Here is a 12,239-nt window from a genome sequence, read left to right as displayed (position 1 = left end):
TGGAAAAAGGGTTCCCGTGTCCGTATTCAAGAACGTCATCGTCTATCGCATCGAACCTGCCTGGTCCCAATCACTGACCGAGGCAGAAGAAGGGCTCAGCAAGCAACGCTTCGTGCCTTGCGGCCCCTCGCAGGAAAAGTCCGCCGGCTGGGTCGAGCCGCGCGGCGAGGCCAACGGCCCGCTGGTGGAGTCCATCGACGGCCAGTGGCTGGTCGAGTACATGATCGAGAGCAAGCAGGTCCCCGGCTCCGTGGTGCGCCGCAAGCTCGACGAGCGCTGCGCCCACATCGAGACCACCACCGGCCGCAAGCCCGGCAAGAAGGAAAAGAAGGAGCTCAAGGAAGACATCACCCTGGAGCTGCTGCCCATGGCCTTCACGCGCAGCGCGCGCGTCACGGTGTGGATCGACAAGGCGGAGAACCGCCTCGTGATCAACTGCGGCAATGCCGCGCGCGCCGACGAAGTGGTCACCAGCCTCGTGAAGTCGCTCGACGGCTTTGCCGTGGCGCTGATCAACACGCAGATCGAGCCGGCCGCCGCCATGGCCAACTGGCTGTTGACGCAGGAGCCGCCGGCCGGCTTCAGCATCGACCGCGAGTGCGAGCTCAAGGCCTCGGACGACTCCAAGGCCGTGGTGCGCTACGCCAAGCACGCGCTGGACATCGACGAGGTCAAGCGGCACATCACCGACGGCAAGCGCCCGACGCGCCTGGCGCTCACCTGGGACGACCGCGTGTCCTTCGAGCTCACGCACGGCCTGCTGATCCGCAAGATCACCTTCCTCGAAGGCACGGGCGACGGCGCGGCGGGTGGCAAGAAGGAAGACAACTTCGACGCCGACGTGGCCATTGCCACCGGCGAACTCGGCCAGCTGGTGCCGGCGCTGCTCGACGCGCTGGGCGGCGAGGCGGCGTTCTCGGCGGCACCGCCGGATGAAGCGCCGAAGGCTGCGGCCACCGCACCTGCGGCTCAGGCCGACACGCCCGAAGAAGAAGACGCGCCGTTCTGAGGTTCTGAATCAGGCAAAGCGCCCGCGCCGCCTTCAGGCCGCGGGCGTTTCTTCGTCGGCCGACGCCTCGGGCCGCGTGAGCGTCCAGCTCTGCAGCTTGCCGCCGTTGAACACGGCATCGACGTAGGAACCGCCGGCGTCGGTCCAGCGGTACAGCTCGGGCTGCTCGTTCTCGGGCGAGCGCTGCTCGCCGAGCGCGCGCGTCATCGCGATGACGTGCATCAGCGTCACGCCGGGCTTGAGCTTGGCATTCAGCATCACCGAGCTCGCCACCGTGCCGATGGGCCGGTCGGCGGCCCGCTTGAGCACCTGCATCGTGCGGTTGAAGTGCATCAGCAGGAACATCACGATCGCACCGCCGGCGAACGCCACGCCGCCCCATCCGTATTGGTGCCAAGACAGGCCGAGGAGAACGACGGCCCCCACGGGCACCAGCAATTTCTGGAAATTCATGGGGCGCATTGTCGCCGCCCGGTGGAAGGCCCCCGCAAGCCGATGCAGTTGCCCCAGGGGTCGCGCACCTGTGCCATGTGCTCGTCGCCCTCGAGCCGCAGCGGGCCGCGGTACAGCGGCGCGCCGCAGGCCTCGAGGTGGGCCAGCGCCGCATCGAAGTCGGCGACGTTCCAGTACACGACCGAGCCCGAGGCACCGGCGCCGACCTTCGCGTCGGCCGGCACGAGCTCCAGCAGCACGCCGTGGACCGACAGGCACTCGAAGGCCGGCGAGCCGATCGACATCGGCACCGCATCGGGGAAGGCGTCGGCGTACCAGCGCAGCGCCGCGTTCACATCGGTGACGTGGACCATGACGGCGGCAATGGGTGGTGCGGTGGATTTCATTCGGTGCCTGCGAGAAACGGCCCGCGATTGTGCGGCCCCGACCCCGTCGCAGTAGCCGCCGTGGCTACCGCCGGGCGCAGAAAGCGGTACTCCCGGCGAAAGGCACGCGGTGCCGGGGCGGGTGCGGGCACATTTCGCCGCACGGGCATCTGCCCGGGCCACCGAGAAACGCATGAACATCCCGCGTTCCGTCACCTTCGTTCGACTCACCCTTGCCGCCGCACTCGCGGGCACCGTCCTCAGCGGTTGCTACGTGGTGCCGCTCGGACAACCCGCTCCCGTCGCGCCGTCGCAGCAAAGCTACGCCGTGGCACCGGGGCCGGTGTCGCAGACCTTCAGCGCGCGGCTGTATCCGTCGAACGCCGAAGCCGCGCGCTACGGCGCCGTCGGGGGCACGGTGACCAACGACATGAACGGCCGCGGCCACTTCAGCGCGCAGATCGGTGCCGAACAGTTTCAGGGAGAGGCGACCCGCGTGGCCGGCTCGCGCACCGCCGGGGTGGCGAACGCCACCGGCAGTCGCGGCGGCAACCTGAGTTGCCAGTACACGATGAACTCCGCCACCTTGGGCAGCGGCCAGTGCGTGCTCAACAACGGGCCGGCGTTCACGATGCACATCGGAAGCTAAGCAAAGAACACAGAAGGCCAGGGAGGCCAGGGAGGCCAGGGAAGGTAGGGAGGGTAGGCCCGGCGCGTGTCCACCGCGCGCCGGGCGTTTTTTTGTCCGTCCTACCAGTTCACGAGCTGCCGCATCTTGCGTCGCAGCTCGCGTTCGCGTTTCTGCTCGGCGTTCCAGTCGTCGCGGATGGCCAGCGTGACCGACAGCGCCATCAGCAGGATCACGAACGCAAACGGCAGCGCGAACACGATGGTCGCCGTCTGGATCGCCTTGATGCCGCCCGCGAACAGCAGGCTCAGCGCAATCGCCGCCACCAGCACGCCCCAGGTGATCTTCACGCGGGCCGGCGGATTCGGGTTGCCCTTCGTGCTCATGATGCCCAGCACCAGCGTCGCGGAATCGCCCGAGGTCACGAAGAACACGAACACCAGCAGCGTGGCCACGATCGACAGCAGCCCGCCCATGGGCATCGCCTTGAACATCACGAACATGGTGGTCGACACGTCGGCCTTCACCGACTCGACCAGCGGCACGCCCTGGAAGATCTCGAAGTTGAGCGCCGCGCCGCCGAACACCGAGAACCACGCGAAGCCCACCAGCGTGGGCGCGATCACCGTGCCCAGGATGAACTGGCGGATCGTGCGGCCGCGCGACACGCGCGCAATGAACAGGCCCACGAACGGCGACCACGCCAGCCACCAGGCCCAGTAGAAGAGCGTCCAGTCGGCCACCCACGAGCTGTTGCGGAACGGGTTCATGCGCAGGCTCATGCGCACGAACTCGGCGAGGTACGAACCCAGCGTGTTGGTGAAGGTCTCGACGATGGCGATGGTCGGCCCCACCACCAGCACCGTGAGCGCCAGCAGCGCGGCCAGCACCAGGTTGCCCATCGACAGCCACTTCACGCCGCGCTCGACGCCGGTGACCGCCGAGGTGATGAACAGCACCGTCGTCACCACGATGATCACCGCCTGCGTCCAGCGGCCGATGTCCGTGCCGAAGGCCGCGTGCAGCCCGCTGTTGATCTGCGTCGCGCCCATGCCCAGCGAGGCCGCGACGCCGAAGGCCGTGGCCACCACGGCCAGCACGTTGAAGGCCGGCGACAGCCGCTGCACGAAGCGCCACGGCAGCGCCTCGGTGGCCGAGCTGACCAGCGGCAGCGCCTTGCGGCGGAAGCTGAAGAAGGCGATCGACAGGCCGACGATGCCGTAGATCGCCCAGGGGTGCAGCCCCCAGTGGAAGAAGGCGTAGCGCATGGCCACGCCGGCTGCATCGGGCGTGCCGGGGATCACACCGGGCGGCGGGTTCGCGTAGTGCGAGATCGGCTCGGCCACGCCCCAGAACACCAGGCCGATGCCCATGCCGGCCGCGAACAGCATCGCGAACCAGGCGCCGATGGAGAACTCGGGCTCGTCGTCCTCGTCGCCCAGCTTCAGGTCGCCGAAACGGCTGAACGCCAGGAAGAAGGCCAGCACCACCAGCCCGAGCACCACCCACAGGTAGAACCAGCCGAAGTTGCGCGTGATGTCGGCGAGCGCGGTGCTGAACACGCGGTCGAGCGACGCAGGAGACACCAGCCCCCACAGCACGACCACGGCGATCAGCCCGGCGGAGACGATGAGTTGCATGGGGGGACCCTCCGTAAAAATGAATGATGCGCCTGCAGCGCCGCGCGTCAGTCCAGACGCCGCACCACGTCCATCGCTTCTTCGATGCGGTCGACCGGGTGGATGGTCAGGCCTTCGATCTCCTTCGTGCCCTTGCGCGGCGCGTTCGCTTTCGGCACCACGGCCACGCTGAAGCCCAGCTTGGCGGCTTCGCGCAGGCGCTCCTGGCCGCGCGGCGCGGGCCGCACCTCGCCGGCCAGGCCGACTTCGCCGAACGCGATGAAGCCCTTGGGCAGCGGCTTGCCGCGCAGGCTGGAGGTGATGGCCAGCATCACGGCCAGGTCGGCCGCGGGCTCGCTGATGCGCACGCCGCCCACCGCGTTGACGAACACGTCCTGGTCCATGCAGGCCACGCCCGCGTGGCGGTGCAGCACGGCCAGCAGCATCGCGAGGCGGTCGCGGTCCAGGCCCACCGACAGCCGGCGCGGGCTCGGCCCGCCGTTGTCGACCAGCGCCTGGATTTCCACCAGCATCGGTCGCGTGCCTTCGAGCGTGACCAGCACCACGCTGCCGGGCACCGGCTCGGCGTGCTGGTTCAAGAAGATCGCGCTCGGGTTGGTCACGCCCTTCAGGCCGCGTTCGGTCATGGCGAACACGCCGATCTCGTTCACCGCGCCGAAGCGGTTCTTGATGGCGCGCACGAGGCGAAAGCTCGAGTGCGTGTCGCCTTCGAAATACAGCACCGTGTCGACCATGTGCTCGAGCACGCGCGGGCCGGCCAGCGCACCTTCTTTCGTGACGTGGCCCACCAGCACCACGGCCGTGCCGCTGGTCTTGGCAAAGCGCGTGAGGTGCGCCGCGCATTCGCGCACCTGCGCCACCGAGCCGGGCGCGGAGGTGAGCTGGTCGGAGTACACCGTCTGGATGGAGTCGATCACCGCGATGGCCGGGCGCGTGGCGTCGAGCGTGGCGATGATTTTTTCGAGCTGGATCTCGGCCAGCACCTGCACCTGCGAATGGTCGAGCCCGAGCCGCTTGGAGCGCAGCGCCACCTGCGAGCCGCTTTCTTCGCCTGTGACGTACAGCGCGTTCTGCCCCGCGCGCTGCAGTGCGTCGACCGCCTGCAGCAGCAGCGTCGACTTGCCGATGCCCGGGTCGCCGCCGATCAGCGTGACGCCACCCGACACGATGCCGCCGCCGAGCACGCGGTCGAGCTCGTCGATGCCGGTAGGCGTGCGCGCGATATCGGTCGCTTCGATTTCCGACAGCGTGGCGAGTTCAGACGCGCCCGCGAGCGACGCGAACTGCGTGCCGAAGCGGTTGTTGGCCGGTCCGTTGGCCGCGCCGGCGACCTGTTCGATGAGTGTGTTCCATGCACCGCAGCTGGGGCATTTGCCGAGCCACTTGGGGCTGGTGCCGCCGCATTCGCTGCAGACGAAAGTTGTTTTGTCCTTGGCCATGCAGCGAGTTTAGGGGGCGCGGTTCAGGCGATGGCAAATTCGCGCACCAGCAGGTCCGCGAACGCCGCCGCGGCCGGCGAGAGCGATCGGCCCTGCCGCGTCACGACCGCGATGTTGCGTGCCACCGTCGGGCGCATGAGCCGCCGCGCGACCAGCCGCGTGTGGTCGGCATGCGCGAGGATCGACGCCGGCAGCAGCGCCGGGCCGAGCCCGCTGGCCGCCATCGCGAGCGCCGTGGTCAACAGCGTCACCTCGTAGGCGATGTCCAGCCGCACGCCGGCGGTTGCGGCGGCAATGTCGATGCTGCTGCGCACGCCGTACCCGGGCTTGACCGTGATCAGCGGATGGCCCGCGAGCTGCCGCCAGGTGATGCGGTCGGTGCCGGGCAGGCGCAGGTCGCGGTCGGCAATCACCGCGAGGTGGTCGTGCACGAACACGCGCTGGTCCAGCCCCGGCGTGCGCGCCTGCAGCGTGCCCACGCCGAAGTCGACCTGCTCGCCGAGCACCTTCTCCACGAACTGCCCGGGCGCGCAGTCTTCGATGGCGACCTTCACGTCGGGATGCAGGTCGAGGTAGCGGCGCAGGGCCTTGGGCATCAGCGTCTGCGCGATGGTGGACGTGGCCGCGATGCGCACGCGCCCGCGCCGGCCCGCCGCCAGCTCGGCCATGCCGGTGCCCAGTGCATCGAGTTCGGCCAGCACGCGCTCGGCATAGGCGATGGCCTCGTTCGCGGCCTCGGTGCGTTGCAGCGAACGCGTGGTGCGGTCGAACAGGCGCACGCCGAGCCGCGCTTCGAGTTCACGCAGCAGCACGCTGACGGCCGGTTGCGTCAGCGACAGCGCAGCCGCCGCACTCGACAGCTGGCCGCTGTGGTACACGGCCGCGAACGCACGCAGCTGCCTCACAGAAGGCACACCGCGCATTGATAGTGGTTTTTTATGAATGGCCATGAAAGTTTCACTTTTTCCGCGAGCCGGTTCGGCACTGTAATGGCGCCTCACAAGAATCTGGAGACAAGCAACCCATGACCGAGCAACTGCAAGCCCAGGTGCTGATCGTCGGCGCCGGCCCCGTGGGGCTGACGCTGGCCATCGACCTGGCGCAACGCGGCATCGACGTGCTGATGACCGAGATCCGCCATCGCGGCGAACCACCCAACGTGAAGTGCAACCACGTGGCGGCGCGTTCGATGGAGGTGTTCCGCCGCCTGGGCGTGGCACAGGCGCTGCGCGACGCGGGCCTGCCGGCCGACTACCCCAACGACGTGGCCTACCGCACGGCTGTGACGGGCATGGAGCTGTCGCGCATTCCGATCCCCGCGCGCCGCGAGCGCTACACCGCCACCGGCGGCCCCGACACCTGGTGGCCCACGGCGGAGCCGCCGCACCGCATCAACCAGATCTTTCTCGAGCCGGTGCTGTTCGCGCATGCCGAGGCCACGCCCGGCCTGCGCATCCGCAACCGCACGCGCATCGACGACTTCGAACAGGACGACGAGGGCGTGTGGGCCACGGGCGTGGACCTGGACGACGGCCGCGCGGTGCGCATCCGCTGCCAGTACCTCGTCGGCTGCGACGGCAGCCGCTCGACGGTGCGCAAGAAGATCGGCGCCAGCCTGCACGGCACCGACGTGGTGGGCCGCGTGCAGTCGACCTACTTTCGCGCGCCCGCGCTGCTGGGCCTGCTGAAGCATCCGCCGGCCTGGGCCACCTTCGCGCTGAACCCGCGCCGCTGCGGCAACGTGTACGCCATCGACGGGCGCGAGACCTGGCTGCTGCACAACTACCTGCTGCCCGAGGAGACCGACTTCGACTCGATCGACCGCGACTGGGCGATCCGCCAGATCCTGGGCGTGGGCGAGGACTTCGACTACGAGGTGATCTCCAACGAAGACTGGGTCGGCCGCCGGCTCGTGGCCGACCGCTTCCGCGACCGCCGCGTGTTCATCTGCGGCGACGCGGCGCACCTGTGGATTCCGATGGCGGGCTACGGCATGAACGCCGGCATCGCCGATGCGATGAACCTCTCGTGGCTGCTCGCGGGCCGGCTGCACGGCTGGCTGGCCGAGGGCGCGCTCGCGGCGCACGAGGCCGAGCGCCAGCCGATCACCGAGCAGGTGTCGCGGTTCGCGATGAACCACGCGCTGGCGCTCCAGCGCCAGCGCGAAGGCGTGCCCGAGGACATCGAGGCGCCCGGGCCCGAGGGCGACGCGCTGCGCGCCGCACGCGGCCAGGCGCTGTACGACCTGAACGTGCAGCAGTACTGCTGCGGTGGCCTCAACTTCGGCTACTTCTACGAGGGCTCGCCGCTCATCGCCTACGACGGCGAGGCCGCGCCCGCCTACACGATGTACGAGTTCACGCCCTCGACCGTGCCGGGCTGCCGCACGCCGCACCTGTGGCTGGACGACGGGCGCTCGCTGTACGACGCGATGGCGATGCCCGGCGAGGGCTACACGCTGCTGCGCTTGGACCCCGCGATCGATGTCGCGCCGCTCGAAGCCGCCGCCGCGGCGCGCGGCCTGCCGCTGCGCACGCTGGACATCCGCGCCTCGGCCGCCACCGCCGTGTACGACCGGCCACTCGTCATCTCGCGCCCCGACCAGCACGTGGCCTGGCGCGGGCATGCCGTGCCGGCCGACGCGCTCGCGCTGGTCGACCTGCTGCGCGGCGCCGCCGTGGTGGCCGCACCGACATCCGAACAAGAAAGAGAGACAAGCCAATGAACCGTCGCCATGCCTTGCGCCATCTGGGCGCGCTGTCCGCCGCCGCCTGCGCCGCAGGTCCCGCCCTCGTGCGGGCACAAGGCGACAAGCCCATCACCCTCGTCGTGCCCTACGCGCCCGGCGGCACGACCGACATGCTCGGCCGGCTCATTGCGCAGCAACTGGGCTCCGCGCTGGGCCGCACCGTGATCGTCGACAACCGGCCGGGCGCCGGCACCGCCATCGGTGCCTCGCAGGTGGCACGCGCCGCGCCCGACGGCACGACGCTGCTGGTCGCGACCAGCACCACGCTCGCCATCAACCCCTGGCTCTACAAGAAGCTCTCGTACGACCCCGCGAAAGACTTCGCACCGGTCGGCCTCATCGGCGCGGTGCCGCTGATGGTGGTGGTGCATCCGTCGGTGCCGGCGAACACGCTGGCCGAGCTGGTGGCGCTCGCGAAGTCGCGGCCCGACGCGCTGAGCTACGGCTCCGCCGGCAACGGCAGCCCGCAGCACCTGGGCGCGGAGATGTTCAAGGTCGCGACCGCGGCGAACATGGTGCACGTGCCCTACAAGGGCAGCGCGCTCGCGCTGACCGACCTGCTCGGCGGCCAGCTGCAGCTCATGTTCACCGACATCGCACCGGCCCTGCAGCACGTGCGCAGCGGCAAGCTGCGCGCGCTGGCCGTGACCTCGCGCAAGCGCCAGCCGACCTTCCCCGCCGTGCCGACCGTGGCCGAGTCGGGCGTGGCGGGCACCGCCGATTTCGAGGCGGTGGCGTGGCAGAGCGTGGTCGCGCCCGCGGGCACGCCCAAGGCCTTCATCGACCGCTGCAGCCAGGAGATCGCCCGCCTCGTCGCGCAGCCCGCGCTGCGCCAGAAGCTCGAGAACGAAGGCTTCGAGCCGGCCGCGCCCGGCGCACACGGCGCAGGTGCGCCGGAGCAATTGGCCGCCTACATCCGCAGCGAAACCGAACGCTGGGGCCGGGTGATCCGCGCTTCCGGCACGACGATCGACTGAGCGCCAACAAGCCCGCAAGGGTTATCCCGCAGGCGTGTTTTTTCGGCATTCATTTAACATGTTAAATAATTCTGAGAGGCACAGCTTTTGAGCACCACCTTCACGCACCGCAATTTGCCGCGCCTGCTGCTGCAGGCCCGCGAAGCCGTGATGGCCCACACGCGGCCCAGCCTGCGCGAGCACGCGCTGTCCGACCAGCAATGGCGCGTGCTGCGCGTGCTCGGCGAGCACGGCGCGGTCGACACCGGCCGCGTCGCGCGCGAGGCCTTCATCCTCGGCCCCAGCCTCACGGGCGTGCTGGCGCGCATGGAGCGCGACAACCTCATCACCCGCGCCCGCGACCCGGCCGACCAGCGCCGCACCGTGGTCGAGGCCACGCCGCACGGCATGAAGCTCGTGAAGCGCCTGGGCACCAGCATCGAGGCGCACTACGACTGGATGGAACAGTCGCTGGGCAAGGCCAAGCTGACGCAGCTCTACGGCCTGCTGGACGAACTGATCGCGCTGGAGCAACCCGAACCATGACCACCTCCTCCTTTCTCCCCACCGGCACCGTGTACGGCACGCTGCTGAACTTCCGCGCCGAGGCCGCGGCGCTCGCGCCGCAGATGACCGAGGCGCCCTACAAGGCACCGCCGAAGGCGCCCGTGCTCTACGTGAAGACGGCCAACACCTGGAGCCCGCACGGCAGCACCGTCACCGTGCCCGCCGCGGTGTCCGACGTGGAAGTCGGCGCCAGCATCGGCATGGTGATCGGCGCCGAGGGCGACATCGAAGGCTTCGTGCTGCTGAACGACCTGTCGATTCCGCATGCGAGCTTCTTTCGCCCGCCGGTGAAGTTCAAGTGCGTCGACGGCTTCCTGGGCATCGGCCCGGCGCTGCGCGATGCGCAGGAGGTGGCCGACCCGGCGCAGTTCCGCGTCGAGGTGCGCATCAACGGCGAACTGAAGCAGTCGATCGACTTCTCGCAGCTCGTGCGCCCCGCGCCCCAGCTGCTGGCCGACGTGGGCGAGTTCATGACGCTGGCGCACGGCGACGTGCTGATGCTCGGTTGCGACCTGGGCCGCCCGCTGGCCCGCGCAGGCGACCGCATCGACATCTCCGCGCCGGGGTTCGAGACCCTGAGCAACACGCTGGTGAAGGAAGCAACGGCATGAAGCAAGCACGCGTCATCTTCGAAGGCCGCGAGCACACCGGCACCGCGCACGAATTCAACGGCCAGGCCGACGCGGCCGTGCGGCTCCAAGATGGCCGCGTCGTGCCGCAGGAGCAGCTCGTGTGGCTGCCGCCGCTCGCGCCCACGGCGCGCCCGCGCACCATCCTCGCGCTCGGCCTCAACTACGCCGACCACGCCAAAGAGCTGGAGTTCAAGGCGCCCGAGGAACCGCTGGTGTTCGTCAAGGGCCAGAGCACGCTCATCGGCCACCGCCAGCTCACGCACCGCCCGGCCGACGTGAAGTTCATGCACTACGAGTGCGAGCTCGTCATCGTGGTCGGCAAGACCGCGAAGCACGTGAAGCGCGACGACGCGTACGACTTCATCGGCGGCTACACGGTGGCCAACGACTACGCGATCCGCGACTACCTCGAGAACTGGTACCGCCCCAACCTGCGCGTGAAGAACCGCGACACCTGCACGCCGCTGGGCCCGTGGTTCGTCGATGCGGCCGACGTGGCTGACCCGATGGCGCTCGCGCTGCGCACCACGGTGAACGGCACCGTCACGCAGCAGGGCAACACGCGCGACATGATCTTCGACGCGCCCTTCCTCATCGAGTACTTCAGCCGCTTCATGACGCTGTCGCCGGGCGACCTGATCCTCACCGGCACGCCCGACGGCGTGGTCGATTGCCAGCCGGGCGATGTGGTCGTGACCGAGATCGACGGCATCGGCGCCCTGGTCAACACCATCGCCGCACGCTGACGGACTGACTGCACCACCCCTTTCAAAAAAACGGAGACACACCGCCATGACGACCGCCAGAACCCGGACCTTCCGCCTTGCTGCCGCCTTCGTGGCGGCCAGCGCCGCCACGCTGCTGCTCGCACCCGCGGCAACGGCACAGACCGCCTCGGCCTACCCGACCAAGCCCGTGCGCTGGGTCGTGGGCTACCCGGCCGGCGGCGGCACCGACTACCTCGCGCGCACGGCCGGCGCGCAGCTCTCGCAGCAGCTCGCACAGCCCGTCACGGTGGACAACCGCCCCGGCGCGGGCGCGATCATCGCGTCGGAAAACGTGGCGCGTTCGCCGGGCGACGGCTACACCGTGTTCTCGGCCGACAACGGCGTGCTGGTCTACAACCCCGCGCTCTACAAGAAGCTGCCCTACGACGCCGAAAAAGACTTCGCACTGCTCGGCATGATGGGCCGCTCGCCGCTGATCATCACGGCCGCGCCGGGCGCGGGCTTCAGCGACGCCAAGGCGCTCATCGCGGCGCTCAAGGCCTCGCCGGGCAAGTACAGCATCGCCACGCCGGGCACCGGCAGCCCGCACCACCTGGCCTACGAACTGTTCCAGCGCGAGGCCGGCGTGTCGCTGCTGCACATTCCCTACAAGGGCGGCGCGCCCGCGCTGCAGGACCTCATGGGCAACCAGGTGCCGCTGATGATGCTCGACCTGCCCAGCGGCATCAGCGCCGTGAAGGCCGGCAAGGTGATCCCGCTGCTGGCCATGTCGTCCGAGCGCGTGCCGCAGCTGCCCCAGCTGCCGACGGCCAAGGAGCTCGGCTACGCCGTCGAGGCCTACACCTGGCAGGGGCTGGTGGCACCGGCCGCCACGCCGAAAGACATCCAGGCGCGCCTGGGCGCCGACCTGCTCAAAAGCATGAACGACACCGGCGTGAAGCAGAAGCTCTACGACGCCGGCTGGGAAGCCCGCCCCACGGACGCCGCCGAGATGGCCCGCTTCGTGGACACCGAACGCAAGAAGTGGCACGCGCTGATCAAGGCGCGCGACATCAAGCTCGACTGACGACACA

At 69.5% G+C, this 12,239-nt stretch carries 13 protein-coding genes; 8 read left to right on the top strand and 5 right to left on the bottom strand.

Going from position 1 to position 12,239, the window contains the following annotated elements; genetic code table 11:
- Nucleotides 1–16 precede the first annotated feature (16 nt).
- Nucleotides 17–1,009, top strand: coding sequence for a recombination-associated protein RdgC (locus AC07OX_RS23485; RefSeq protein ID WP_495262066.1), 993 nt, complete (start codon nucleotides 17–19; stop codon nucleotides 1,007–1,009).
- Nucleotides 1,010–1,042: 33 nt separating this feature from the next.
- Here AC07OX_RS23485 and AC07OX_RS23480 read toward each other — a convergent pair whose 3' ends face one another.
- Both AC07OX_RS23480 and AC07OX_RS23475 read right to left on the bottom strand, forming a co-directional pair.
- Nucleotides 1,043–1,471 carry a glycerate kinase gene (locus AC07OX_RS23480; protein ID WP_095743211.1) on the bottom strand — a complete coding sequence of 143 codons (429 nt, stop codon included), beginning with the start codon at nucleotides 1,469–1,471 and terminating at the stop codon, nucleotides 1,043–1,045.
- The gene (locus AC07OX_RS23475) at nucleotides 1,459–1,848 is read right to left on the bottom strand and encodes a VOC family protein (protein WP_167394955.1); all 390 of its coding nucleotides are present in this window, start codon (nucleotides 1,846–1,848) and stop codon (nucleotides 1,459–1,461) included. Before AC07OX_RS23475 ends, AC07OX_RS23480 begins: the two co-directional genes overlap by 13 nt.
- A gap of 172 nt (nucleotides 1,849–2,020) precedes the next feature.
- Here AC07OX_RS23475 and AC07OX_RS23470 point away from each other — a divergent pair, with 172 nt between their 5' ends.
- Nucleotides 2,021–2,476 (top strand): hypothetical protein, encoded by a 456-nt coding sequence (locus AC07OX_RS23470; protein ID WP_062476817.1) that lies wholly within the window; start codon nucleotides 2,021–2,023, stop codon nucleotides 2,474–2,476.
- A gap of 101 nt (nucleotides 2,477–2,577) precedes the next feature.
- Here AC07OX_RS23470 and AC07OX_RS23465 read toward each other — a convergent pair whose 3' ends face one another.
- The 3 genes from AC07OX_RS23465 to AC07OX_RS23455 are packed head-to-tail and all read right to left on the bottom strand — an operon-like array spanning nucleotide 2,578 to nucleotide 6,457.
- Nucleotides 2,578–4,095: a BCCT family transporter gene (locus tag AC07OX_RS23465; RefSeq protein WP_354345277.1), complete on the bottom strand. Its 1,518-nt coding sequence runs from the start codon at nucleotides 4,093–4,095 to the stop codon at nucleotides 2,578–2,580.
- A gap of 47 nt (nucleotides 4,096–4,142) precedes the next feature.
- The gene (gene radA / locus AC07OX_RS23460; RefSeq protein ID WP_495262065.1) at nucleotides 4,143–5,534 is read right to left on the bottom strand and encodes a DNA repair protein RadA; all 1,392 of its coding nucleotides are present in this window, start codon (nucleotides 5,532–5,534) and stop codon (nucleotides 4,143–4,145) included.
- Nucleotides 5,535–5,557: 23 nt separating this feature from the next.
- Nucleotides 5,558–6,457 carry a LysR family transcriptional regulator gene (locus AC07OX_RS23455; protein WP_235944202.1) on the bottom strand — a complete coding sequence of 300 codons (900 nt, stop codon included), beginning with the start codon at nucleotides 6,455–6,457 and terminating at the stop codon, nucleotides 5,558–5,560.
- 101 nt (nucleotides 6,458–6,558) lie between these two features.
- On the opposite strand from AC07OX_RS23455, the gene AC07OX_RS23450 reads away from it, so the two are divergent.
- The 6 genes from AC07OX_RS23450 (at nucleotide 6,559) to AC07OX_RS23425 (ending at nucleotide 12,232) form a co-directional block, all read left to right on the top strand.
- Complete coding sequence (locus AC07OX_RS23450) at nucleotides 6,559–8,259, top strand: FAD-dependent oxidoreductase (protein WP_495262064.1); 1,701 nt, start codon at nucleotides 6,559–6,561, stop codon at nucleotides 8,257–8,259.
- Nucleotides 8,256–9,260 (top strand): tripartite tricarboxylate transporter substrate binding protein, encoded by a 1,005-nt coding sequence (locus AC07OX_RS23445; RefSeq protein WP_495262063.1) that lies wholly within the window; start codon nucleotides 8,256–8,258, stop codon nucleotides 9,258–9,260. Before AC07OX_RS23450 ends, AC07OX_RS23445 begins: the two co-directional genes overlap by 4 nt.
- A gap of 87 nt (nucleotides 9,261–9,347) precedes the next feature.
- Nucleotides 9,348–9,785: a homoprotocatechuate degradation operon regulator HpaR gene (hpaR, locus tag AC07OX_RS23440; protein WP_056583837.1), complete on the top strand. Its 438-nt coding sequence runs from the start codon at nucleotides 9,348–9,350 to the stop codon at nucleotides 9,783–9,785.
- Nucleotides 9,782–10,417, top strand: a complete 636-nt coding sequence (locus AC07OX_RS23435; protein ID WP_159273493.1) for a fumarylacetoacetate hydrolase family protein — start codon at nucleotides 9,782–9,784, stop codon at nucleotides 10,415–10,417. The genes hpaR and AC07OX_RS23435 overlap by 4 nt, the downstream gene beginning before the upstream one ends.
- The gene (locus tag AC07OX_RS23430; protein ID WP_495262062.1) at nucleotides 10,414–11,184 is read left to right on the top strand and encodes a fumarylacetoacetate hydrolase family protein; all 771 of its coding nucleotides are present in this window, start codon (nucleotides 10,414–10,416) and stop codon (nucleotides 11,182–11,184) included. Before AC07OX_RS23435 ends, AC07OX_RS23430 begins: the two co-directional genes overlap by 4 nt.
- 46 nt (nucleotides 11,185–11,230) lie before the next feature.
- Complete coding sequence (locus AC07OX_RS23425; protein ID WP_070063509.1) at nucleotides 11,231–12,232, top strand: Bug family tripartite tricarboxylate transporter substrate binding protein; 1,002 nt, start codon at nucleotides 11,231–11,233, stop codon at nucleotides 12,230–12,232.
- Nucleotides 12,233–12,239: the final 7 nt, after the last annotated feature.

This window comes from Variovorax sp. GW821-FHT09D07, from assembly GCF_059416345.1.
The sequence above is the reverse complement of the archived record's forward strand: the minus strand, read 5'-3'. Positions and strand labels throughout refer to the sequence as shown.